This is a genomic window from Asticcacaulis sp. AC466 (assembly GCF_000495815.1).
In the GTDB taxonomy this organism is placed as follows: Bacteria; Pseudomonadota; Alphaproteobacteria; order Caulobacterales; family Caulobacteraceae; genus Asticcacaulis.
In genome coordinates this window covers 800,432-825,260 of record NZ_AWGE01000001.1, presented here as the reverse complement: position 1 = coordinate 825,260, position 24,829 = coordinate 800,432, and the positions used below count along the sequence as shown (strand labels likewise).

At 60.7% G+C, this 24,829-nt stretch carries 13 protein-coding genes and 1 tRNA gene; 8 read left to right on the top strand and 6 right to left on the bottom strand.

The features are described 5' to 3' along the window. Positions 1–15: 15 nt before the first annotated feature. Both AEAC466_RS26780 and AEAC466_RS26775 read left to right on the top strand, forming a co-directional pair. Positions 16–1,164, top strand: a complete 1,149-nt coding sequence (locus tag AEAC466_RS26780) for a CaiB/BaiF CoA transferase family protein (RefSeq protein ID WP_023456819.1) — start codon at positions 16–18, stop codon at positions 1,162–1,164. Further along, positions 1,164–2,837, top strand: a complete 1,674-nt coding sequence (locus AEAC466_RS26775; protein WP_031238210.1) for a thiamine pyrophosphate-binding protein — start codon at positions 1,164–1,166, stop codon at positions 2,835–2,837. Before AEAC466_RS26780 ends, AEAC466_RS26775 begins: the two co-directional genes overlap by 1 nt. 108 nt (positions 2,838–2,945) lie before the next feature. Here AEAC466_RS26775 and AEAC466_RS26770 read toward each other — a convergent pair whose 3' ends face one another. After that, positions 2,946–9,509: a beta strand repeat-containing protein gene (locus AEAC466_RS26770; RefSeq protein WP_023456817.1), complete on the bottom strand. Its 6,564-nt coding sequence runs from the start codon at positions 9,507–9,509 to the stop codon at positions 2,946–2,948. A gap of 264 nt (positions 9,510–9,773) precedes the next feature. On the opposite strand from AEAC466_RS26770, the gene AEAC466_RS26765 reads away from it, so the two are divergent. After that, the gene (locus AEAC466_RS26765; protein WP_031238208.1) at positions 9,774–11,780 is read left to right on the top strand and encodes an O-linked N-acetylglucosamine transferase, SPINDLY family protein; all 2,007 of its coding nucleotides are present in this window, start codon (positions 9,774–9,776) and stop codon (positions 11,778–11,780) included. Between the two features lie 17 nt (positions 11,781–11,797). Here AEAC466_RS26765 and AEAC466_RS26760 read toward each other — a convergent pair whose 3' ends face one another. Further along, complete coding sequence (locus AEAC466_RS26760; RefSeq protein WP_023456815.1) at positions 11,798–14,665, bottom strand: M16 family metallopeptidase; 2,868 nt, start codon at positions 14,663–14,665, stop codon at positions 11,798–11,800. Between the two features lie 150 nt (positions 14,666–14,815). Here AEAC466_RS26760 and AEAC466_RS26755 point away from each other — a divergent pair, with 150 nt between their 5' ends. The 3 genes from AEAC466_RS26755 to AEAC466_RS26745 all read left to right on the top strand — a co-directional run bounded on the left by AEAC466_RS26755 (position 14,816) and on the right by AEAC466_RS26745 (position 16,063). After that, entirely contained in the window at positions 14,816–15,142 is a 327-nt protein-coding gene (locus AEAC466_RS26755) for an ArsR/SmtB family transcription factor (protein ID WP_235074134.1), read from the top strand. A 73-nt stretch (positions 15,143–15,215) separates the two neighbouring features. After that, positions 15,216–15,638 (top strand): DUF1801 domain-containing protein, encoded by a 423-nt coding sequence (locus AEAC466_RS26750; protein ID WP_023456813.1) that lies wholly within the window; start codon positions 15,216–15,218, stop codon positions 15,636–15,638. Continuing rightward, positions 15,638–16,063 (top strand): SRPBCC family protein, encoded by a 426-nt coding sequence (locus AEAC466_RS26745; protein WP_023456812.1) that lies wholly within the window; start codon positions 15,638–15,640, stop codon positions 16,061–16,063. Before AEAC466_RS26750 ends, AEAC466_RS26745 begins: the two co-directional genes overlap by 1 nt. A gap of 489 nt (positions 16,064–16,552) precedes the next feature. Here AEAC466_RS26745 and AEAC466_RS26735 read toward each other — a convergent pair whose 3' ends face one another. Together AEAC466_RS26735 and AEAC466_RS26730 are read right to left on the bottom strand one after the other, a co-directional pair. Then, complete coding sequence (locus AEAC466_RS26735; protein ID WP_023456810.1) at positions 16,553–19,537, bottom strand: TonB-dependent receptor plug domain-containing protein; 2,985 nt, start codon at positions 19,535–19,537, stop codon at positions 16,553–16,555. A 333-nt stretch (positions 19,538–19,870) separates the two neighbouring features. After that, positions 19,871–19,947 (bottom strand) — tRNA-Arg (locus AEAC466_RS26730). A 187-nt stretch (positions 19,948–20,134) separates the two neighbouring features. On the opposite strand from AEAC466_RS26730, the gene AEAC466_RS26725 reads away from it, so the two are divergent. Together AEAC466_RS26725 and AEAC466_RS26720 are read left to right on the top strand one after the other, a co-directional pair. Continuing rightward, positions 20,135–21,943 carry a gamma-glutamyltransferase family protein gene (locus AEAC466_RS26725; RefSeq protein WP_023456809.1) on the top strand — a complete coding sequence of 603 codons (1,809 nt, stop codon included), beginning with the start codon at positions 20,135–20,137 and terminating at the stop codon, positions 21,941–21,943. Between the two features lie 18 nt (positions 21,944–21,961). Next, a complete protein-coding gene (locus tag AEAC466_RS26720) occupies positions 21,962–22,660 on the top strand; it encodes an NAD-dependent deacylase (RefSeq protein ID WP_235074143.1) in 699 nt (232 codons plus the stop codon). On the opposite strand, the gene AEAC466_RS26715 is transcribed toward AEAC466_RS26720, so the two are convergent. After that, positions 22,647–23,168 (bottom strand): hypothetical protein, encoded by a 522-nt coding sequence (locus tag AEAC466_RS26715; RefSeq protein ID WP_023456807.1) that lies wholly within the window; start codon positions 23,166–23,168, stop codon positions 22,647–22,649. The genes AEAC466_RS26720 and AEAC466_RS26715 overlap by 14 nt on opposite strands. A gap of 6 nt (positions 23,169–23,174) precedes the next feature. Beyond that, positions 23,175–24,752: a sensor histidine kinase gene (locus AEAC466_RS26710; RefSeq protein ID WP_023456806.1), complete on the bottom strand. Its 1,578-nt coding sequence runs from the start codon at positions 24,750–24,752 to the stop codon at positions 23,175–23,177. Positions 24,753–24,829 lie beyond the last annotated feature (77 nt).

Below are 24,829 nucleotides of genomic sequence, written 5' to 3'. Positions count from 1 at the left end.
ATCCCAAGGATCGACATGAAACCGTTGGCCGGTCTTAAGGTTCTCGAACTCGCCCGTATCCTGGCCGGCCCGTGGTGCGGGCAATTGCTTGCCGACCTGGGCGCCGAGGTCATCAAGATAGAACGGCCGGAAACCGGCGACGACACGCGCACCTGGGGGCCGCCCTTCGTGACGGATGCCGCCGGTAGCGCCTGGGGCGCCGCCTACTTCCATAGCTGCAATCGCGGCAAGTCGTCGGTCGCCGTCGCCTTCGAAACGCCGGACGGCCAGGCCGTCATCCGCAAGCTGGCCGCCGAGGCGGATATCGTCATTGAGAACTTCAAGGTCGGAGGCCTGAAAAAGTACGGGCTCGATTACGCCAGTCTGAAGGCCGTCAATCCGCGCCTGATCTACGCCTCGATCACCGGCTTCGGTCAGGACGGCCCCTACGCCGCCCGCGCCGGTTATGATTACATCATCCAGGGCATGAGCGGCCTGATGGACATTACCGGCGAGCCCGATCGCGAACCGCAGAAGGTCGGTGTCGCCGTTGTGGACATCTTTACCGGTGTCTATACGGCGACGGCCATACTCGCCGCCCTGAATGGCCGCCACACCAGCGGCGAAGGCTGCCACATCGATATGTCGCTGTTCGATACGGCGACATCCATACTGGCCAATCAGGCCAGCAACTATCTTGTCTCTGGCAAATCGCCGTCGCGCCTGGGCAATGCCCATCCCAATATCGCCCCCTATCAGGTGTTCCGCGTGAAAGATGGCCACGTCATTGTCGCGGTGGGCAATGACGGCCAATTCCGCAAGTTCTGCGTCGCCCTGGACGCCGGTGATATCCTGCTGAACCCGGACTACCAGACCAATGCCCAGCGCGTCGGCCAGCGGGCCCGATTGCAAGCAGAACTGGAACCCTACCTCGCGTCATGGACGCGCGCGGGCCTGCTGGCCCTGCTCGAGGATCACGGCGTACCGGCCGGTCCGATCAATCGCATCGAAGACGTTTTCAACGACCCGCAGATCGTCCATCGCGGCCTGAGGCTCGATCTCACCGCGCCGGACGGCTCACGCGTCGCCGGCGTCGCCTCCCCTATTGTCATCAATGGCGAACGCATGTCCGCCCTGTCACCGTCGCCCATGCTGGGCACCGGCCACCCTGAATGGAAATCCTGATGTCTGCTTCTTCCCACACGCCGCGCACCGGTGGTCAGATTCTCGTCGACCAACTGAAGATTCAGGGCGTCGACCGCATCACGTGCGTCCCCGGCGAAAGCTATCTGGCGGCCCTGGACGCCATGTATGACGCCGACATCGACGTGCTGATCTGCCGTCACGAAGGCGGCGCGGCCATCATGGCCGAAGCCTATGGCAAACTGACAGCCCGCCCCGGGATATGCTTCGTCACACGAGGTCCGGGCGCAATGAATGCCGCTCATGGCGTCCATATCGCTCAGCACGATTCAACGCCGATGATCCTGTTCATCGGCCAGGTCGAGCGGGCAATGCTGGGGCGCGGCGCGTTCCAGGAAATGGACTATCAGGCCGTCTTTGGCAGCACGGCGAAATGGGTTGTCGAAATCACCGACGCGCGCCGCATACCTGAGATCATCGCCCGCGCCTTTTGTGTGGCGATGCAGGGACGCCCGGGACCGGTGGTTATCTCCCTTCCGGAAGACGTGCTGACGGATGTTGAGGCCGTTGGGGACGCGTCCGTTATTACATACGTAAAACCAACGCTATCTGTTGAAATACTTAAGCAATTCGAAGCACAACTACAGACGTCCAAACGACCGCTGATCATTCTGGGCGGCAGCAACTGGAGTATAGACGGCTGTAAAGCCATCGCTGATTTCGCCACGCGCTTTCAGATTCCGGTCGCCACCGAATTCCGCCGCTCCGCCCTCTTCCCGGCCGATCATCCCAGCTATGCCGGCGATCTCGGCTTCGGTCAGAACCCCAAACTGAGCGCCCGCGTAAAGGACGCCGACCTGCTGATCCTGCTCGGCGCGCGCATGGCGGAGGTGCCCTCGGCCAGCTACACCCTGATCGACGTGCCCCAGCCGAAGCAGACCGTGATCCATATCTTCCCGGACGCGGGCGAAATCGGCAAGGTCTATCAGCCCAACCTCGGCATCGTCTGCGCCCCGGATGAATTCGCGCTGGCCCTGTCCGAGATGGATACACCCATCGACGCGCCCTGGGCGGAGCAGCCCCAGAACGCCCACATGGACTTCCTGATGTGGACAACCACGCCGGCGAAACTTCCCGGTGAGTTTCAATATGGCGACGTCATGGTGTGGCTGCGTGAAAACCTGCCCGCCGATACCATCACCTGCAACGGCGCCGGCAATTACGCCATCTGGCTGCATCGCTACTGGCGGCATACCCAGCCGCGCACGCAGATCGCACCGACCTCCGGCAGCGTCGGCTATAGTGTGCCCGCTGGCATCATGGCCAAACGCCAATGCCCCGAAAAGACCGTGGTCGTCTTCGCCGGCGACGGCTGCTTCCTGATGCATGGCAACGAATTCGCCACGGCGGTTCAGTACGACATTCCGGTCATTGTCATCGTTATCGATAACGGCATGTACGGCACGATCCGCATGCACCAGGAACGCAACTATCCGCATCGCGTCGTCGGAACCGATTTGAAAAATCCGGATTTCGCCGCCTATGCCACGGCCTTCGGCGGTCACGGCGAAACCGTACGCACCACTGCGGAGTTCGCCCCCGCCTTCCTGCGCGCCCAGGCCAGCGGCAAGCCAGCCATTCTCCATTGCTATATCGATCCGCAAGCCATCACACCGGCCAAAACGCTAGACCAGATCTCTGCCGAAAAGGCCTGAGCCGGGCTAAAGCGCTTTCCGAAAAGTGTGACGCACTTTTCGGATAAAAAGGCGCGTCAAAATATGGAATTGGAGCGCCGATCTGAGGCCGTCAGATCGGGACACGCTCTACCCCAGTTTCAATCGCAGGGCATTGAGTTGGTCGGCGGAGAAGGCGTTTCTTTGCACGCCGGTCAGGCCGCTCACCTGGGTTGAGGTAAAGGCCGCGATTTGGCTGGTCGTCAGGCCGGTTATGGCCGACAGGGTAAGCGCGCCAATCTGTCCGGTGCCAAGCAGGGACATTTGCGTCGTCGACAGCGACGATAGCTGCGTCGCGGTCAGCCCCGTCAGGGTCGTTGTGGTCAGGCCCCCGATCTGGGTTTGATTCACCACGGTCATCTGAACCGGGCTCATTGCCGTCAGTTCTGTGGCGGTCAAGGCGGAAAGCTGGGTCGTACCCAAGGCAGCGATTGCTGTTGTCGAGAGATTACCAAAGATCGTCGTCGTCAGACCAGCCAGTTGCGCGCTTGACAGGGCATTGATCTGATCCGACGACAGGTTATTCGCCTGGGTTTCATTGAACCCGGAGATCGCGGTATTGGTCAATGCGCTGAACTGGGTGGCCGACAAGCCGTTCAACTGATCTGTGGTCAAGGACGCCAACTGGCTCGAATTGAACCCGCTTAATTGCGTCGTCGTCAGATTGGCAAGCTGGGTCGAGGTCAGGCCATTCAGAGCATCTGCCGTCAATGACGCCATCTGGGTCTGGCTCAGGCCGGCCATCTGCGTGGTGCTCAGATTGCCAATGACGGTTTGCGTCAGGGCCGACAGGCTGCGCGTCGACAGACACCCTATCTGGGTAGACGCAAACCCGCCCAACTGGGTTGGGGTGAGCGCGACCAGATCGGATGCCGTAACTCCCGCCATCTGGGCCGCAGTCAGGGCGCCGATCTTTGTCGTATCCATACCGGCAAAAGCGGTTACGGTCAGCGCGCCGATCTGGAGCGCGCCAAGGCCCGCCAATTGCGTCGAGGTGAGCGTACCAATCGCGGTTTCGTTGAGCATGGCCACGCTGGTCGTCGATAGTGCGGCCAACTGCGTCGACAGCAGCCCCCCAATCTGGGCCGTCGTCAAACCGGAAATCTGCGTGGTGCCCAACCCGGCGATCTGGGTCGTCGTCAGGCTGGTAATGGCCGCAGGCGCTAACCCGCTCCAGGCAGTCGATGTCAATGCATTCAGTTGGGTGGTCTTCAAGGCCGCAATCTGAGTTATCGACAGCGCGGCGACCTGCGTCAAATTCAATGCGGCGATGACATCCGTGGTCAAGGCGGACAGGACAGTGTTGGCCAGGCTGCCGACCTGTGTTGTCGTCAGGGCGGCGGCCTGAGTGCTCGTCAGGCCGCCCGCGGCGGTAACGGTGAGTTTGTTAAGCTGATCGGTGGACAGCGACGTCAGCTGCGTGGCTGTCAGATTACCAACCTGCGCGCTGGTGAGCCCCAAAGCCTGGGTCGTCGTCAATCCATCCAATGCCGTTGGCGTCAGCGCCGTAGCCGCCGATGTCGTCAAGGCGCCGATGCGAGTGACCGCCAAACCGGACAGGGCCGTCGAACTTAGAGCCGAGGCCTGATCGCCGGTCAGCGCGGATATCGCCGTGGTCGTCAACGCATTCAGTTGCGTCGAGGCCAATGCCGCGACCTGGGTCGAAGACAGGGCTGTCAGTTCAGAAGCCGTTACCCCGGCCAATTGCGTCGAAGTCAAGCTTGCCAGGGTCGTCGCCGTCAGGGTCGCGAAATTCGTGGCGCCAAGCCCGGCGATCTGGCTCGCACTAAGCTTTCCGATCTGCGTGGTGGATAAGGCGGCGACTTCGAGCGGCGTAAGGCCGCCAAGCGCGGTGGCGGTCAATGCGGCCAGTTTGGTTTCCGCCAGGCCGGAAATCTGCGTGGTTGTCAGGCCGCCAAGCTGAGCCGCCGAAAGACCGGCAAGCGCGGACGGTGTAAGGACATTAAGCCGATCGGCGGGCAAGGCAGCTATGGTCGTGACGTCGATGGCACCGACTTGCGTCGCCGTCAGACCGGACAAAGCCGTTGTCGTCATCGCCGTCAATTGAGTAACGCTGAGGCTGGTCAATTGTGATGTCGCCAGCCGGCTGACCTGCGCGGCGGTCAGGCCGCCCAGTTGCGTGGAGGTCAAGGCGCCGATTTCGGTGGTCGTGAAGGTCGCTAGGTTCGCGGCCGTCACAGCGGCGATCTGAGTGGATGTCAATCCGGCGATCTGCGTCTGCGTCAAACGTTCGGCCTGGGTGGCCGTCAGACCGACCAGTTGGGTGGTCGTCAGGGCCGCGATATCGGTCGTTGTCAGATCTGTAAATGCCGTACCGTTGATCGCATTCAACTGCGTCGTTTTCAGTGTGGCGAATTGCGTGGCACTCAGCGCCCCGAGTTGGCTATCGTCAAGCGCTGCCAGGATAGAGGTGTTGAGGGCCTGAAGATGCGTTGTGTCCAGTCCTGAAAGCTGGGACGCGGTTAAACCTGTGGCCTGCGTCGACCGCAGCGTGCCAATCGCGCCGATCGTCAGGCTGTTGAGCTGCGTCGTCGTCATCGCTTTCAGCTGGTCTGCTGAAAAGCTCATGACCTGGGCGGGGGTGAGGCCGACAATCTGTGATGTCTTGAGACTGGTGATGCTGCTCGTGCCGAGATTGGCGATCTGGGTTGTCGAAAGTCCGGCGATTTGCGTCGTCGTCAGCCCGGCCAGCTCGGTCGTCGTCAAGCCGCCGACGGCCGCCGCGGTCAAGGCATTCAGTTGTGCGGCCTTCAGCGATTGAATCTGTGAGGCGTCAAGCGCGGCGATTTGAGTTTGGTTCAAAGCCGCGATGGCCGTGGTCGACAGGGCGCTTAAAATGGTGGTCGCCAGCCCGGCCAGTTGGGTGGTTGACAGCGCACCAGCGAGGGTAGCGGTGAGCCCGGCAACGGCGCTTACCGTCAGCTTGTTGAGCTTCTCCGTCGTCAAGGCGGCAAGCTGGGTCGAGGTGAGATTGGCAACGTGTGTGCTGGTGAGGCCGAGCGCCTGGGTCGAGGTCAGGCCGGTCAGGGCCGTCGTCGTCAAGGCGCTAACAGCGGAGGTTGTCAGCACGCCGATGCGAGTCACCGCAAGCCCCGACAAGGCTGTGGCTGAAAGGGCCGCGGCCTGGTCCGCCGTGAGCGATCTCAGCGCCGTCGTGGTGAGCGCGTTCAACTGAGCGGCACTCAGTGCGGCGGTCTGTCCCGGACTGAGGGCCGCGACCTGGGCCGAGGTGAGGCCACTCAATTGCGTGACCGACAAAGTCCCAAACAGCGTCGCGTTGACAGCGGCCAGATTGGCCGCGCCAAGCCCGGCGATCTGGGCGGAACTGAGCCTGGCCATTTGGGTCGTCGACAACATCGCGGTATCGGTTGTCGTAAGACCGCTCAGGGCGGTCACGGAAAGCGAAGCCAACTTGGTGTCAGTCAACCCGGCAATCTGGGTCGTCGTCAGCCTGGCCGACTGGGTGGCCGTAATCCCGCCGAGGGCTGCCGCCGTCAGGCTGTTCAGTTGGCCGACACCTACCGCAGCAAGGGCGTCGGGGGATATGCCGGCAATCTGCGCCGCCGTCAGCCCAGACAAGGCCGTCGATGTCAGGGCCGCATACTGCGTCGCGCTCAGGTTCGACAACTGAGCAGCCGTCAGCTTGCCCGCTTGAGCGGAGGTGATACCGGCCAGTTGCGCCGTCGTAAGAGCGGCGATCTCAGCGGTGGAAAAGGTAGCAATTGTCGCCGGCGCCAGAGCACCAAGCTGCGATGCCCCAAGCGCCGCAATCTGGGTCTGGGTCAAGCGCTCCACCTGGGTCGAATTCAATCCGGCAAGCTGCGTCGCCGTCAGGACGCCAACGTCGGTCGTGGTCAGATCGGCGAAGGCCGTGGCGTTGATGGCATTGAGCTGGCCCGGCTGAAGCTGCGTCATCTGGGTTGAGGTCAGGGCCTCGACTTGAGTGGCGTTGAGCGCACCAAGTATGCTGGAGTTCAACGCCTGAACTCGGGTCGTGTCGAGCCCCGCGATCTGGGTGGTCGTCAGGCCCGCCGCCTGGCTCGCCTTGAGCGCACCCAGCGTGGTGGCAGTCAGACTGTTGAGTTGGGTGGCCGACAGCGCCGCAAGCTGATCCGTTGTGAAGCTGCCCAGTTGTACACCCGTCAGTCCGGTAAGCTGGGTGGTCTCCAGATTGGCGATGTGCGTGCTGCCGAAAATGGCGATCTGGCCCGTCGACAGGCTGGCCAGTTGCGTCGAGGTCAGGGCGTCCAGTTCCGTCGTCGTCAGCCCGTTAAGCGCCGAAGCCGTCAGGGCGTTCAATTGCGCCGCCTTCAAGGCCTGCATCTGAGAGGTGTTGAGCGTAGCGACCTGGGTTTGGTTAAGCCCGCTGATGGCGCTGGAGGACAAGGCCGCCAAGAGGGTTGTGGCAAGCGCCGACATCTGGCTTGTAGTCAGGGCTGCGGCCAGTGTGGCATTAAGGCCGAAGGCAGCGGCCGTGGTGAGCTTATTGAGCTGCTCTGTACCCATGGCCACGATCTGGTTTGCCGTAAACGCTGCGACCTGCGCACTCGACAAGCCAAGCGCCTGGGTCGAACTGAGGCCACCGATCGTCTCGGGCGTCAGGGCGTTGACGGCGGCGGTGCTCAGGGCGGCGATGCGCGTAACCGACAATCCCGACACTGCCGCTGGCCCTAGCGCTCCCGCCTGATCGGCCGTCAAAGCCTTTATCGCCGCCGTTGTCAGGGCATTGAGCTGGCTTGAGGTCAGAGACGCCACTTGTGTCGAGCTGAGGCCGGCAACTTCTGTGGCGGTGACGCCCGGCAATTGCGTACTGGTCAGCGCGCCTAACGCCGTGGCGGTCAGGGCGGCCAGATTGGTGGGACCGAGGGCACCGATCTGGATGGAGGTCAGCTTGCTCACCTGCGTGGCGGATAAAAGTGCTACGTTCGTCGTCGTCAGGCCACCGAGTGCGGCGGCCGAAATGGCGCCGATTTTGGTTTCGCTTAGTCCGCTCACCTGGCTTGCCGTGAGGGCCGCCGCTTGGGTGGCCTTCATGGCGGCGAGTGCTCCGTTGCTCAGGCCGTTTATTTGATCGGCGCCGAGCGCGACCAGTCGGTCGGTCGTGACGCTACCGATCTGGGCGGGCGTCAATCCGGCCAGTGCCGTGGGCGTCAGGGCCGCAAACTGGGTCGCGGTCAAAGTGGTCAATTGCGTGCTTGTCAGGCGCCCCACCTGGGCCGAGGTAAGCCCCGCCAACTGGCCGGTGCTGAGGGCTGCGATATCGTCGGCCGAGAAAGTGGGAATGCTGGCCGCCGAAATGGCGCCGAGTTGGGCTGAGGACAGCGATGCGACCTGGGTCGCCGTCAGGCGCTCGACATGGGTCGAATCCAACCCCGCCATCTGAAGCGTCGTCAGGCTGCCTAAATCGCCGGTCGAGAGTTCGGTGAATGCGGTGCCGTTGATGGCATTCAACTGAATTGTCTTTAGCTGGGCGACCTGGTCGGGCGTCAGGGAATCGATCTGGGACGGGGTCAGTGCCGCCAGCAGACTTGTCGTCATTGCCTGCAAATGCGTGGTGTCCAGTCCCGAAATCTGGGTCGTCGTCAGGCCCGCCGCCTGATTGGACTTGATCGCCGCGATCGCAGTCGTAGACACAGAGTTAAGCTGGCCTGTTGTGAGCGCCGCAAGCTGGCTGGTCGAAAAATAAGCGACCTGGACGGCGGTCAGGGCGGCAGTCTGGGTAGGCGTAAGGACGGCGGTATCCGTCGTCGTAAGCCCCGCCAAGGCTGAGGTGCTAATGGCGGCCAGTTGCGCACCGGACAGGATCATGGCCTGGGTTGTCGTCAAGGCACTGATCGTGGTTGCGTTGAGATCGGCGATCTGCGTGCTCGTCAGGCTTGCGACAAGGCGTGTTTCAAGCGCGGCGACCGCCGAGGTTGACAGGCTGTTCAGATTGGCAGCGGAGACCGACTTGAGTTGTGTCGCACTCAGTTCCGACAGAAATGTCGTGGCAATGTCTGCGAACGTGGTGCGTGTCAGGCCAAAGACAGCGGATGTCGACAATCCCTGCACCTGAGTGGAGGTCAAGGACAGCAGGGATGTAGCCCCCAGAGCAGCGATGCTGGTGGCGGTGAAAGCGGTCAACTGCAAGGGCGTCAGGCCGGTCAGTTGCGTGGTCGTCAGCGACGAGACTTCGCTCGTCGTCAGGCCGCGAATTTGCCCGGTGGTGAACCGGCCCACCTGCTCAGGTGTCAGGGCCGCAAATTGCGTCGGTGATAGATGGCTGATTTCGGCGACGGTCAGACCGGCCAATTGGGCCGTATCGAGGGCCGCAATAGCGGTGGTGGAAAAGGTCTCCAACTGGGCTGTCAGCAATACGGCAAGCTGGTCACGGGTGAAAGCAACCGCGCCAGTGGCCAGAAAGGCCATTTGGTCGGTCGTCAGCGCCTTGACCTGATTGGTCGTCAGCGCCGTGACCTGGGTCGTGGACAGCGCCCCAATCTGGGTCGTGGACAGAATCGAGACCGCAGACGTGGACAAGGCACTGATCTGCGTCGTCTTCAGTTCGGCCAGGTCCGACGTCGACAAGCTTTCGATGTACGTCGTACTCAGCTTGGATATTTGCGCCGCTGACAGTCCTGATATGGAAGACACGGTCCTGCCCTTGTGTTCGTCAGTCTAGATTAATGAACCAGTTATTAAAATTTACGGTAAACTTTTGATTAATTTCGACTGGTGGCTGCATTATCGCCTCATGTCGAAATGGTAAAATTAACCCGCCGTCCGTTTATAGCCTTGGCCAATACCTGTTTTACATGAGTCGCGGCTATAACCGGCCTTTTTGCGGAAACAGCCGTTGATTTTTGACAATCGGCTGAGCGCCGTTAAGTTTGACGCGAGGCGAATCGGAAAGTTTAAATGGCGGATACGTACGGTCAGGTCGCACACGGAGGCAAACCTATGACGGTGATGGAGCTGATTCAATCGGCCGAAGCACTGAAAGCCGCCGGCCAGGAGGCTGGAGCCATCGCCCTCTACAATCAGTTCCTGGCGCAAAATCCCGATCACCCGCTCCTCTATGCCCTGCTGTTCAACCTCGGCGTCATCCTGACCGACGCCGGGGATCTGGCCCAGGCCCGCGACGTCATGGAGCGGGTGGTGGACCTCAATCCGGACTTCCACAGCGTCTATATCAACCTTGGCCGCATCCACGAAGGCCTGGGAAATAACGCCCAGGCCGTCATCACCTGGAACACGCTCGCCAGCCGGCTCGACCAACTGACCGGCTCCGCCGTCCGGCACAAAACCATGGCGCTCAATCAGGCCGCCCGTGTGCTGGAAGGCGCGCACCAGGACGAGCCCGCCGAAACCGCCCTGCGGATCAGCCTGGAACTCGATCCGCACCAGCGCGAAGCGATGCAGCATTTCATCGCCCTGCGTCAGCGTCAGTGCGCCTGGCCAGTTGTGCTTCCCTTCGAAAACATGACGCGCGATCATCTGCTGTCCGGCATTTCGCCGCTGTCGATTGACGCCTATACCGACGATCCGATCTTCCAACTGGCGGTCAGCTACACCTACAATCTGCGCGATGTCGGCATGCCCGGCGACCGGCTGACGACGCATTGGGCGGCGATGAACAGGCCGAAGGACAAGCCCATCCGCATAGGCTACCTGTCGTCAGATCTGCGTGAGCACGCCATCGGCCACCTGATGTACGAAGTGCTGGGCCTGCATGATCGGTCGAAGGTCGAGGTCTTCGCCTATTATTGCGGCATTCCCTCGACCGATCCGATCCATGCCCATTACAAAGCAACGGCCGATCATTTCATCGACATCACGAAGATGGATGACGCCACCGCGGCCCGGCGTATCGCCGACGACGGCATTCAGATCCTCATCGACGTCAACGGCTATACCCGCGACGGCCGCACCAAACTTCTGTCCCTGCGCCCCGCCCCGGTCATCGTCAACTGGCTGGGCTTTCCGGGCAGCCTGGCCAGCCCCTATCACAATTACATCATCGCCGATCCCTGGATCATACCGGCAGGCGACGAAATCTACTACTCGGAGCAGGTCACCCGCCTGCCCTGCTATCAGCCGAACAATCGTCTGCGCGTCGTCGCGGACCATACACCGACACGCGCCGAAGCCGGTCTGCCGGAAGACGCCTTCGTCTATTGTTGCTTCAACGGCACGCATAAGATCACGCGCTTTACCTTAGATCGCTGGCTGGAAATCCTGGCCCGCGTGCCCAATGCCGTATTGTGGCTGCTGTCCGGCGCGGAAACCTCGCACACCCGTCTCAAAGCCTACGCTGAGGAAAAGGGCATTGACCCGGACCGCATCATTTTTGCCGACAAGATGGCCAACGCCCACCATCTGGCGCGCTATCCGCTGGCCGATCTGTTCCTCGACACCACGCCCTATGGCGCGCATACCACCTGCTCGGACGCCCTGTGGATGGGGGTGCCGGTGCTGACCCTGTCGGGGCGCAGCTTCGCGTCGCGCGTCTGCGGGTCGCTCGTCAAATCGGCCGGACTGCCGGACTCGCTTGTCTGTACCCGGATCGAAGACTATGTCGATCAGGCCGTGGCGCTGGGGCGCGGACATGGCGACCTCAAGGCCTGGCGCGAACACTTATTGGCTAACCGCTTGACCTGCACCCTGTTCGACACCACCAAACTGGTGGCGCATCTCGAAACCCTCTATGCCGGCATGTGGGCCGACTGCCTGGACGGCAGGCTACCGCAGCCCGACCTGACCAACCTGGACATCTATTTCGAGATGGGGCTGCACCACGACCATGAAGCTACGGAAGTTCAGGCCATCGCCGACTACAGCGCCTTCTGGCGGGAAAAACTGATCCGGCGTCATGCCTGGCGGCCTATCCCCCGTGATGGGAGACTTTGGCCCCGACAGGACTGACGCCGGACCAACTTATCCTACTTCAATCCGGACTTATCCAGGTTAAGGTCGGTCACGGAGATAACCTCAGCCTTGGGCAGGGCGGCGGTAATCGCGTCGCCCATCTGACTGCGGTCCCCCACAACGATCACGCTGGACGTCGCGGGATCGAGCTGGGTTCCGGCGAAGGCGCTGACCTGTTGCGGCGTCACGGCGGTCACCTTGGCCGTATATTGCTGAATTTCCTTCAGATCGATGCGGTAGAAGGCCAGGTCGCCCAGCACATTGGCCAGACCGTCGGCCCGTTCCAGGTTTCGCCCGTAATTGCCGATCAGCACCGATTTGCGTGCGGTCAATTCGTCTGCGCTTACCGGTTCTGCCGCCAGACGCGTCATTTCGGTCTTGATAAGACCGACGACCTGAGCCGCCGATTCATTCTTGGTCTGGGCCTGACCAGTAAAGGCGCCGGTCGTCAGACGCGTAGACAGGCTGGCGTTCGCACCGTAACTCAGGCCGCGTTTGATGCGGATTTCCTGATTGAGACGTGCCGAATAGCCACCACCCAATACCGTAGTGGCCACGATGCCGGGATAGTAGTCGGGCGATGACCGGGCAATGGCCGTCTTGACCACCCGAACCGCCGCCTGCCCCGTACCGGGAAGATCGACGATCACATCGCGCGGCGGTGCCGCCGGGGTCACGGCGGGCGCGGTCAATGGCTTGCCTGCCGGCGCCTTCCAGGCTCCGAAGGCGGCCTGGGCCAGGGCAAAGCCTTCCTGAGGCGTTATGTCGCCCGTCAGCACCAGGATGGCATTATCCGGCCGCCAGGCCCCCGTGTGCAGCGCCACCAGATCCTCACGCGTAATGCCGGGCAGGGAGTGCGGCGTACCGCTCGCCACATGGCCCATCGGCGTACCGCCATAGATCAGGGGCGCCGTCATGTAACCGGAGAGGGCGCCGGGCTGCTGGTAATTGACTTTCAGCCCGTCGAGCGTCTGGCTGCGCATACGCTCGATCTCATCGGCCTTGAACGCCGGATGCAGAGCAACGTCGGACAGGATGGCCATGGCCGGCGACAGGTTGCCCTTCACCACATTCATGCTGAGCGCGGAATATTCCCAATCGGAACCGGCCGAAATTTCCGTGCCCAAGGCCTCGCTTTCGGCAGCGATCTGCTGCGCCGTGCGCGTCGCTGTGCCTTCTGTGATGACATCCGACATCAGGCTGGCCGCGCCAGCCTTGCCCGCTGGATCGGACGACGCACCGGCTTTCACCGTCAGCCGAACCGCGACCAGCGGCAGGTCCGAGCTTTTCGCCACCACGACCTTCAGACCGTTAGGCAGGGTCGTCTCAGCCGGCGCTGGCAGGGTCGGATTAACGGCGGCGCCCAGAGGCGGCAACGGCGTTCGCTCGCCTTCCGGACGCAATGTATAGATCGGGCCGGTGAAGGTGGCGCTGGCGGCGGGCGGCACGGTGGCGACGGCCGGGGCAGCGTCCTTGCGTTCGGATTCCGCAACATAGCGGATGGTCGTCATGCCATTGGTGGTGAGATATTTGCGCGCGACGGCCTGAACGTCGGCCGCTGTCACCGCCGACAATTCGGCGACCTCGCTGTTGGCCTTTTCGGCATTGCCTTGCGTCACCAAGGCATAGCCCAGGGCGAAGGCCCGGTTATCGATGGTTTCACGTTGGCGCACCGCATTGGCGATCAGTTCGGTCTTGGCCTCGCTAAGTTCGGCCGCGCTGACCGGTGCGTCGCGCAGGCGGGCGATCTGAGCCAGCAATTGGGCTTCGCCCTCTGCCAGAGGCTTTCCATCTGCCATGATGGCACCGACATAGATCAGCCCCGGCTGGGCGGGTAGATCGGCATTCGAAAAGACGCTGGTGGCGACCTGGGTGTCATACACCAGGCTGTTGTAAAGACGCGACGACTTACCGCTGGTCAGGATGGCATCAAGCACCTTCGTCGCTGCGGCGTCGGAGTCGGACGCCTTGGGGCCCATCCAGGTCAAGGCGACAGCCGGCAAGGGGACGTTCGGTCCATAGGTCGTGACCGTCTTAGCCACCGTATGCGGCGGCTCGACGGCCGTGACGCGCGGCAAGGGCGACGTGGGCGTTTTCAACGGCCCCATATACTTGTCGACATAGGCATTAAGCTGCGCTTCGTCGAAATTGCCGACAACGATCAGGGCGGCATTATCCGGCCGGTAATAGGTGGCATGGAAGGCGCGCACGTCGTCGATCGTGGCGAGGTTCAGTTCCTCGATCGATCCGATGCCCGGCCGCTTATACGGGTGGGTGGTGTACGAATTTTGCGCAATATAAAGACCGAACAGGCGGCCATAGGGCTGGGCCAGGATGCGCTGGCGCAGTTCTTCTTTCACCACGTCGCGTTCCGACTTGAAGATGTCCTCATCGACGACCAACGCCCCCAGGCGCTCCGATTCAGCCCAGATCAGGCGTTCCAGGCTGGCGGCAGGAACGACCTCGTAATAGTTGGTGAAATCATCCCAGGTCGAGGCATTGTTAAAACCGCCAACATCTTCGGTCAGGCGATCAAAGGTTTCCGACGGCATGTCCTGCGTTGCCTTGAACATCAAATGCTCGAACAGGTGCGCAAAGCCCGAACGACCGTTGGGATCGTCCTTTGAACCGACACTATACCAGACCTGAACCGTGACGTTCGGCGTGGTGGTGTCGCGGGAATAGAGCAACTTCATGCCGTTCGGCAGGGTGCGCGTCTTATAGACGATCGGCGGCACGGTGATGGGCGCAGCTTTGGTCAATGCCGACTTGGTCGGTGCGGCGGCCTGAACAGGCGACCCGGCCATCGGCGCCAGTGCCAGAAGACCGGTCGCGAACGCCAGGCTAAAGCGGCTCGGCTTGAATTTAAAGGAGTTCGTCATGGCGCAGCCCTCTCATCGGTTAAGGCCGCGACTATTTCATATGGAACTAAACTGTAAAGTTACGAAAATGTTAGATGACGGCGCCGCTTGACATTCATACCCGAATAGCTATGAATAACCCATAGCCATTCAGGTATGGATTTAATGCCCGTGTCCGAAACGCCAAACGATATCTTGTTCCGGTCCCTGTCCGACCCAACGCGACGGGCGATATTCGAGCGCCTGTGCCGCGACGGCGAGCAAACCGTCGCGGCCTTGACCGCGCAAGCCGGCGTGTCTCAACCGGTCGTGTCCAAACACCTGGCGGTCCTGAAGCTAGCCGGCCTGGTCCGCGACCGCCCTGCCGGACGCCAGACTCATTATAGCGCACAACTCAAGGCCCTGGCCCCCCTCGTCGACTGGACACATGAAATGGCCGGCTTCTGGGAAAGCCGCATGGATGATCTCGAAGACGTACTGAAGCGGATGGATCAATGACTGCGACAAATGGGGATACAGCAATGCCACTGCGTCCAGATTGTCGGGGCCTCAATCGTAGAGAAGGAAACGCATGAAAAAACCTTTGAAAAGTACCGAAGGTATCCCGGCCGCGCAGCTTATCGACGACGCCATCCGGGAATATGCCGATTGGCGTGGTGACACGCTTAACCGGCTGCGCAGCTTGATCAAACAGGCCGATCCCGAGATCGTTGAGGAGTGGAAATGGAACATTCCGGTATGGTCACACGACGGTATTGTATGCACCGGCGAGACCTATAAGGCCGCAGTAAAAACGACCTTCGCAAAGGGCGCCTCGGTCCCCGATCCGGAGGGCCTGTTCAATTCCAGCCTGGAGGGTGCCACGCGACGCGCTATCGATTTCCGTGAGGGCGAGCCGATCAACGAGGCGGCTTTCATGGCCTTGATCCAGGCTGCCGTCGCCCTGAATATCTCCGCCAAGGCTAACGCCCCTAAAAAGAAGGCCAAGTCCTGATGACCACGCCCGAAACCCGCTCTGTCATTGTCGAACGCGATTTTCCCCATCCGCCGGAAAAACTGTGGCGCGCCCTCAGCCAGCCGCACCTGATGGCGGAGTGGCTGATGAGAAACGACTTCCTGCCCACTGTCGGCCACAGGTTCAACCTGCGCGGGGACTGGGGCGGCGTGTTGGAGTGTGAGGTGCTGATCCTCGACGCCGGCAAGCGTCTGTCTTTCACCTGGGATCACGTCAATGATAATGCGGCCTACGATTTGCGTAGCGTGGTGACCTTCACCTTGACACCGACGACGACGGGTACGCACCTGCGCGTAGAACAGGCCGGTTTCCGAACCGATCAAAAGCAAGCCTTCGGCGGCGCCATGCATGGCTGGGATGGTTTCCTGTCCAAACTGGAAGCGGTTGTGGGCCGCGATCTCTGACCCCGCTACGGTATGGGGGAAAAGCCTATCGGCGGAGGTTTCGCTCGCCCACCAAGTAGTTGGCCTCTATTCGACCTTAATAGCTTCCTTGCACGCTTTATCCATACACACATAGGTGTCGTTTCCCACGCGTCCAGACGTTTCGCCCTTCGCAATCACGCCTTTTGATTTCCGCACCACCGTGGGACGGGGGCCCTCGCCTTTCCCATCTGATGGCCACGGCGGCTGAGATAAATCTGTGAAAGACCCGAGCCTAACCGGCGCGCACCCCGCCAAAAGGCCGCCCGCTGCCAAGACCAGAACCATGGACAAGGCGCCTCGGCGCTGGAAATATTTGAGGACCATAACGGCATCCCTGTCTAGTGATCTCGCCTGTGCAGGAGATAATTCTGCACTCGCATAGCGTGCTGAAAAACATGTTCAAAGAGTAACGCGCGAGGACAGTGAACGCAAGACGGGCTCCGCAGGTCAGTGCGGAGCCCGAATTGACTAGCGCGTGAAGCGCAGATTGATCCAGCCTGTACGGCCGATCACGTCGAACACGCCTGACTGCCAACCCTCGTCACCGAAGTAGGCCCCACCGGCTTCCGCGCCCGGATAGCGGGGCGGCTGCTTGTTGAAGGCGTTGGACAAGCCCGCGCTGAGGTTCACATTGGGCTTCAGCCAGTACGACACATACACGTCATCATAGGCGATCGGTTTCGTCTTATAGGGCGCATATGCGTCCGGTGTAATGGTCACGGTCTGACGCATGCCCGAATAGAAGCGGCTGGTCCAGCCGACCCACAGCTTGTCGTGACTGTAGGTGAAGGCAGTGCGCCCCTTCAATTTCGGGAAGCCGAAGATACCGACCGTATCGGTAATCACTTCCGGATGATCCGGATCGGCGGTGTATTTGTTCTCGAACAGGCGTGTGAAGACGCTGTTGACGCCTAAACGACCGGCATTGGCGCCCCAACCCCATGAGGCGAGATCGACGGAATAATCGAATTCCATATCGATACCGCTGGTCGTGCGTTTGGCAAGATTGATGTTCTGCTTGACCACGGAGACGAGGTTGTGGGTCACGGGATCGCGAACGATCATGCCGCAATAGGCGTTGTCGAGCGTTGGCGCGTCCATGCACTTGTTGATGATCTGCTGCGGCTCGATCGACGAAATGACATTGCTCATCTTGATGTCGTAATAGTCGATGGTCGCCGTGAAATTCTTCATGAAGCGGGGTTGCAGCACCACACCCGCGGTCAGGGTCTTGGCCGTCTCGACCTTGAGATCCGAATTGCCTTTCTTGATGACATCCAGCCACAGCCAATAGTCGTTCTTATTGGCGGGCATGGCGGCGGCGCAGTTGGCGGCGGTATACTGTGTCTTGTCGACACGGTTCGGCAGATTGTAGTAGTTGCACGGGTCGCTCAGCCACTGGCCGCTAATCGACGAGGCGGTAAAGACTTCGCTGATATTCGGGGCACGCACGGCTGTGCCGTAGGTGCCGCGGAAACGGATATCCTTCACCGGCGCCCACTGCAGGCCATACTTCTCAGCCGTCGTCTTGCCAGCGGTCGAATAGTCGGCGGTACGAACGGCGGCGTCAGCCGTCAGGCGGTACGCAAACGGCAGATCTTTGAGGATCGGTACACTCAATTCGGCAAAGACTTCCTTGACGTCGAATTCCCCCTTCAGCGGCGTCTCGGACACACCGTAATCAGGCACAAATTTCGGGCTATCGGGGTTATATTCATCACGCGCGCCGATATTGTTCGCCTCGCGACGGTATTCAGCGCCCAAAGCCACCTGCACGTCACCGGCCGGCAAAGTGAAAATGCCACCCGTAACATATCCGGACCAGACATATTGTTCGAGCGAGGTCCTGGACTTACTACTATTATAATTCAGATAGGCGATGACATCCTGCGTAACCGGTTTGAACGGATTGAGCGGTTTACAAGCGGGGTCATCGTTGGTGGTGTCAGCATCGGCATTGACGGCACAGATCGGCGTGCCCCCCGGACCGGTGACGGCGTCCAGCGCACGCATATAGCGGTCATTTGAGGTGCTGTTAAAATCCTGGATAGTTTCCTTGGTTTTGCCGTAGGAAACATAGGTTGACCACGCCCAGTCATGGCCGCGGAACAGGGCAGGCAGGTCCCCCTCAAAGCCGGTGACGAACTGGTACATGTCGCGCTGGTAGTTCGACCGCGACTTCCCAAATTCCGGGTAGTTACGCACGAAGGACAGGCCATCAGGGAAGCCGCCGCCATTGGCCGCGATCATTTCTGGCGTTATAAACGGATTGCCGTCCTGCAGCTTGTTCGTGCCGCCTTCCCACCACAGACCATATTCACCGTGCGATTTGTTGGTGGCGAAGTCCGCTTCGAAGAAATAGCGGGCATGTTCGCTGAGCTGATAGCCGAAGCTGCCGTGGGTGATGAAGCGCTGGCTGGGCACGGACAACAGCCAGTTGTCGTACCGGCCGCCGAATTCACCGCCACTGTTGGTGATCAGAGACGCGACGCTGGAGTTCTTGGCCATATCCGTAGGCGAAAGGTTCGAGATCAGCCCCTCCGTACCCAGAATCGGGGCGCGCATAGTGCCGTCATCATTGAAGACGTAGGGCTTGCTGCCCAGGAGCACCACGGCGCGCGGCGAATATTGCAGGAGGTGCTGGTCGTCGAGCACGGTATAGGGCCCCGTCTTAGTCGCGCGATACCACCACGGGTTACCGCGCGAGGTTGACGGACGATCCTGACCGCCAACCGTGCCATTGGATTGGTCGTAGCTGGCGAACAGGGTGACATTGCCTCGACCGTCGTTGAAATTTTTGCCCCACAACAGATCCGCCGCATAGTTCGGCATGTCGTTATAGTTCGAATTGCCGTAGCGGATATTGGCGTCGACGCCTTGATAGTTCTTCTTCAGAATAAAGTTGGCCACACCGGCCACGGCATCGGCGCCATATTGCGCCGAGGCGCCGCCGGTGACGATTTCGACGCGCTCCACCAGGCCGGACGGCACGGTGCTGACATCGACTGCGGCGCTGCCGGGTGCCCCCGGCACGTGGCGGCGACCATTCACCAGGACAAGGGTGCGCTTGGTCCCCAGGCCGCGCAGGTCGAGGGCGTTCAGGCCGGGATGGCCCTGATCCATGGAGTCTTTGTCACGGTTGGCGTTTGAGGTCTGGTCGCTCTGGCTGATGACGAGCGCCGGCATCTGGTTGACCAGGTCGGCGATCTGACGCGTGCCCGTTTTACGGATGGTATCGGAATTGATGACGGTGGTCGGCGTGGCGCTGGCCGCGCCCTTATGGCGAATGCGCGAACCGGTGACGACAACCGTGGTTTCTTCGGCCGCCTGTTCCTTTTTCTTGGCTGTCGTCGAACTGTCGCCGGTATCTTGCGCCAGTGCCGGCGCGCATATCATCGCCACCATAAGTCCGCTGGCGGCGAGCAGAAATGTCTTGGTATTCTTAGTGCGCATCTTAGTCATCAGTCCCCAAAATTAAACAGACCCGACACAATAAGGACACGAATGCGCCAAACGTCAAAATAATTTATATCGTATACAAAACATCTGGGGTGTTTGTTTCTATTTTGCAACAGCGAAAAACATCGCTATCTTATTGCGCTGCAAAAGCCAGGAACTCGAGTGCATTACGTTTCGAAAGCGATCTAATGCCTTTAGGCACCGCCTCCTTGCGACGTGAGAACGCCTCTCCAAATAAACCATGGAAAAACCGTCTTATTTCGGACGCATATCAAGAAAAAGGGCAATAAAAAACCTCCCCGAAGGGAGGCTATTTAATCTCTTGAATGGCGCACTCGGAGCGATTCGAACGCCCGACCCTCAGATTCGTAGTCTGATGCTCTATCCAGCTGAGCTACGAGTGCATGCCTTACAAACAACCGGATGAGCGATGCCCTCCGGCGAGGGGCGGACATTTAGTTGAGCTTCGCGGCAAAGGCAAGGCCAGATTGGCACTTTTTCCACGCTTTTGATGATTTTTTGTTGATAGCCCTCGCGAGGCCGGGCACTGATCCCATATTGACCGTGCGTCTGCTGCCGAAGGAGTGCCCCATGATCCGATTGCCCCTGACATCCATTCTCGTGACAGGGCTAATCATTGGGTGTCTGGGGGGCGCGGGCTGTGCCACCCTGCCCGGCGCTGCGCCGCACACCCAAAGCGCGGTCGCCCAAACGCCCCCTTCACACACGTCCCCGACTACAGCCCCGCGCTACACGCCCATAGTCGTCGCGGCCGAACCCGAGGCGGCCGAGGCCGGCATGGCCGTATTGAAGCGCGGCGGCACCGCCGCCGACGCCGCCGTCGCGGTGCAGACCGTTCTGGGCCTGGTCGAGCCGCAAAGCTCCGGCCTCGGTGGCGGCAGCTTCATGCTCTATTATGATGCGAAGACCGGCCAGATCACCGACTATAACGGCCGTGAAACCGCTCCGGCCGCAGCCACGCCGGATATGTTCATCGGTGCCGACGGTAAGCCCCTGGCCTTCCGCGACGCCGTTGTGTCAGGACGCGCCACGGGCGTGCCGGGCGCCATGCATATGCTTGACCGCGCCCAGCGCGAGCACGGAAATCAGGACTGGGCTAGCCTGTTCACCACCGCCGAATCCCTTGCTGACAACGGCTTCACCGTTACACGCCGCCTCGGCAACTACCTTCAGAACGTCGACTTCCCACAAAAGCATACGCCCGATTTCGTCGCCTATCTCGGTGATGGCAAAGGCGGTTATCGCAAGACCGGCGACACCATCAAGAACCCGGCCTATGCCGAAACCCTGCGCGCCTTTGCCAAACAGCGCGGCGAGGTCTTTCGCTCCGGCCCGATCGCCGAGGCCATCGTCGCAAAGACGCATGACGCGCCGCTGCCCGGCGGCATGACCATGGCCGACCTCAAAACCTATTCGGTAAAGGCGACGACAACCCAGCCATATTCCACAGCGGGCGACTACCAGAACCGGGCGGTCTGCATCACCTATCGCATCTATATTGTCTGCTCCAACAACGCGCCCTCCGGCGGCATCGCCTTGTTGCAGGGGTTGAAGATCGCCGAATCCCAACCTATCGGCCAATGGGGCGTGCACGATCCGCGCGCCTGGCAGGCGCTGATTGAAACCGAGCGGCTGATGTATGCTGACCGTGATCAGTACGTCGCAGATACCGACCTGTTCCGCTCGCAAAGCAATGCCTATCTCGACCCGGCCTATCTCAAGGCGCGCGCCGATCTGATCCGAATCGGCCAGGCCAACCTGCCGCCAAAAGCAGGCGTGCTGCCGATGAAGGTGGCGATGGACCAGACCATCGAACCGGGCGGCACCACCCATTTCGTCATCCGGGACAGTTACGGCAATGTGGTCAGCATGACGACGACCGTCGAAAGCTTTTTCGGCACCGGCCGCATGGTCGGCGGCTTCTTCCTCAATAACCAGTTGACCGATTTTTCGTTCAGCCCGAGCACCGCCGATGGCCTGCCCATCGCCAACAGCGTCGCCGGCGGCAAGCATCCGCGCTCTTCCATGGCGCCGGTCATCGTTTTCGACGCCACGGGCAAGACGGTGGTCGCCGCGGTCGGTTCCCCCGGCGGCACGTCCATCCTGTCCTACAACCTGAAAGTCCTGTTCGGCATTCTCGACTGGGGACTGCCGATGCAGGACGCCATTAACCTGCCCAACGTCGTATCGCGCGGCGACAGCATCCGCATCGAACAGGGCCGGATGGAGCCGGCGGTTTGGGACGGCCTGGTCGCCATGGGCTACAAGCTGACGCCGGTGTCGGGTGAGGAATCAGGCCTGAACGGCATCCTTAAAAAATCCGACGGCAGCTTCGATGGCGGCAGCGATCCACGCCGTGAAGGCGTAGTGGTCAAATAGCGCCATCTGACCCCGGACATAAAAGCCATGAAAAACATCGTCATTCTGACCGGCGCCGGCATATCGGCGGAATCAGGCGTTCCCACCTTCCGCGCCTCGGACGGATTATGGTGCGGCCATCGTGTCGAGGCGGTGGCGACGCCGGAAGGCTATGCCGCCGATCCGGCCCTGGTGCAGGATTTCTATAACCAGCGCCGTCGTCAACTGGCCGAAGTCGCGCCCAATGCCGCGCACCACGCTATCGCGCGGCTGGCGGCAGCACATAAGGGTCAGGTGCTTCTGGTCACCCAGAATGTCGATGATCTGCATGATCGGGCTTATGACGCGGCGGGCGTGCCACGCAATCGCATCATCCATATGCATGGCGAGCTTCTGAAAGCACGTCATGTCGAAACCGGTAAGGTGACGGACTGGCACACCGACCTGCCCGTCGATGGCGCGCTTCGCCCGCACATTGTCTGGTTTGGAGAAATGCCACTGGAAATGGACCGCATCGAACGGGCGCTGTCGGAGTGCGATCTATTCCTGTCGATCGGCACATCGGGCAATGTCTATCCGGCGGCGGGGTTTGTCTCCGCCGCCCGCCACGCCGGGGCGCATACGGTGGAACTTAACCTGGAGCCATCGCTCGGCCATAGTTTGTTCGACGAGAAAATCCTCGGCCCAGCCACCCAGGTCGTGCCGGACTATATCGACGCCCTGCTCAGGTCAGCCTGATTTCCGAATATCCCAGCCCCTGATACAGGACGAGCAGTTCGACAAAGGCGTCGAGCGGCGCGGTGCCCATATCGACATGGATGCCTTCGCCATCGATGGTCAGAGAGTGGATGTTGCCTGAAAAACGCGTGTCGGGATCGAAGGTTTTGTCATCCGGATCGAACCAGGTTTCGAACCAGTCGGCAAGCTCCGCATCGGTCAAAGGTGGCTCTGACTTGATATTGATGTCGTTCCATTGCAGGCGCTCCACCCGCATGTCCATATCTTCCAGACTGACCTCGATGGGGTCGAAGCTGACCTCTTCGTCGGGCATCAGTTCAGTGATATTACCGTCTTCGGAACTGGCATAATCGGCGCAGTAATAATTGCGATAAAGGTCACTGTCTTCCAGGACGAACTTCACCTCGGCCTTGCCTTTTATGTGGGTCTTGGCCTGCATGTCTGCAAAAGTCACGAACTGCCCCATATAGCTTTCGCGGGCCAGCTCAATCAATTCTTCAAATTCCACAGAACTCTATCCTTTTAGCGGGAGACGCACCTCGAACGTCGTACCTTCGGCGCCGGAACTGACAAGCCGGACATCTCCGCCGTGCAGTTGCGCCAATTCGCGGGCGATGGCAAGACCCAGGCCAGAGCCGCCCGGGGTGGTCGATGAGGTAAACGGCTGGAACAGTTTTTCGCGCAGCTTTTCGGGAATACCGGGGCCATTGTCGCTGACGATAAGAAAGACATCTTCGGTCGTCTTGATGGCCGTCAGCGTGACGCGGCCGCGCGCCTTGCGATTCGGCTGCAACTCGATCGCCTGGCGGGCATTGCGCATCAGATTGACCAGCAGGCGGTGCAATTGCTCCGGATCGGCCTCCAGGAAAAAGCCCTTGGCAATCTTGCAACTGTAGCGGACGGTTTCGGGACCGTGCGGTCCGATGCTCAGACCCGCGTCCTCGGCGGCAGCTTCGGACAGGTCACGCAACCGGACGATCTGGATCTGCGGCGTCTGCTCATCCGACTTGCCGTAGGTGAGCACATTGGTAGCCAGAGACAAGGCCCGGTCGAGCGCACGTTCCAGCCGGGGCAATGCCTTGGCCACCGTCGGATCGGCCGAATTGGCCAGGCGATCCGACGCCATCTGGGCGGCGGTCAGCATGTTGCGCAGGTCGTGATTGATCTTGGACACCGCCTGCCCCAGAGCGGCCAAACGAGCGCGTGACCGCAGCGACTGACGCACCTCTTCCTGCATCGAAGCGATTTCCCGCTCGATCTGGCCGATTTCATCGGGCCGGTCGGACGGCCGATAGGTAGCGCTGGCGTCTTCGGGATTGGCCTTGAAGCGCACAATACCCTTCGTCAATTGTCGCACCGGCCTAACGATAAAGACCGAGAGACCGACGAAGATGAGAAAGCCCGCCAGAAAGGAGATGCTCAGGCTGACCCGCAACATGCTGGCCAGACTGGATTTCAGATAGGTCTTGAGCGGTTCTGCCTTGACCACGATCTCAATTTCCTGCCCTCCCCGCACCTTGGGTTGGGCGACGATATGAATCAGGCGGTCTGGGCGCGAGGTGAAGGTCTTCCATGGTGCCCAGAGATAAGCGATGTCGTGGAAAACGTCCTTGTGGGACTGGCGCAGATCGAGGATTTCATCGGGCACCGCCACCTTCGAATCGTAAAGCCGATAGGTTTCGCCGTTGATTTCGACAGCCAGGTAAAGCACGCCGGCACTTTTGCGCAGTTGGTTCGACACTTCCTTGGACACGGCGTTGTTCTGCGCGACATCAATCGATTGCGACGCGATTTCGGCCTGACGGACGCGATCGAGCAACCAGCGCTCATGATCGGACGCAAGAGACGGAATCACAATGACGGCTTCGACAACTATGACGAAGACAGCCGTGAAGATAACCAGTTGTCCGGAGAGGCTAAGCACGAAGCGGCGCGCCATATCGGCGCCCTGCAAGCCATATTTGAGCGACAGGCTGGCGACCAGGCTCAGGGCACGGGTCAGCCGCTGGGCATAGAAGCCTTCCCGCCGCGTTAACGGCGAAGGCTTGCCCCGCTCCACGAGTTTCGCGTCTGATTTACCCTGGTCGAACACGTAAGCCTTTGGTCTGACGAGTCATTGTTGTATATATAGCAGAAATGCGGCGCAACCGCTGCAAATTCGCGAAGCAA

Excerpts from the sequence above, each read along its gene's own strand:
- AEAC466_RS26775 (WP_031238210.1), top strand. The coding sequence starts at position 1,164 with ATGTCTGCTTCTTCCCACACGCCGCGCACCGGTGGTCAGATTCTCGTC.
- AEAC466_RS26735 (WP_023456810.1), bottom strand. The coding sequence starts at position 19,537 with ATGCGCACTAAGAATACCAAGACATTTCTGCTCGCCGCCAGCGGACTT.
- AEAC466_RS26750 (WP_023456813.1), top strand. The coding sequence starts at position 15,216 with ATGAAAAAACCTTTGAAAAGTACCGAAGGTATCCCGGCCGCGCAGCTT.
- AEAC466_RS26780 (WP_023456819.1), top strand. The coding sequence starts at position 16 with ATGAAACCGTTGGCCGGTCTTAAGGTTCTCGAACTCGCCCGTATCCTG.
- AEAC466_RS26725 (WP_023456809.1), top strand. The coding sequence starts at position 20,135 with ATGATCCGATTGCCCCTGACATCCATTCTCGTGACAGGGCTAATCATT.
- AEAC466_RS26745 (WP_023456812.1), top strand. The coding sequence starts at position 15,638 with ATGACCACGCCCGAAACCCGCTCTGTCATTGTCGAACGCGATTTTCCC.
- AEAC466_RS26760 (WP_023456815.1), bottom strand. The coding sequence starts at position 14,665 with ATGACGAACTCCTTTAAATTCAAGCCGAGCCGCTTTAGCCTGGCGTTC.
- AEAC466_RS26765 (WP_031238208.1), top strand. The coding sequence starts at position 9,774 with ATGGCGGATACGTACGGTCAGGTCGCACACGGAGGCAAACCTATGACG.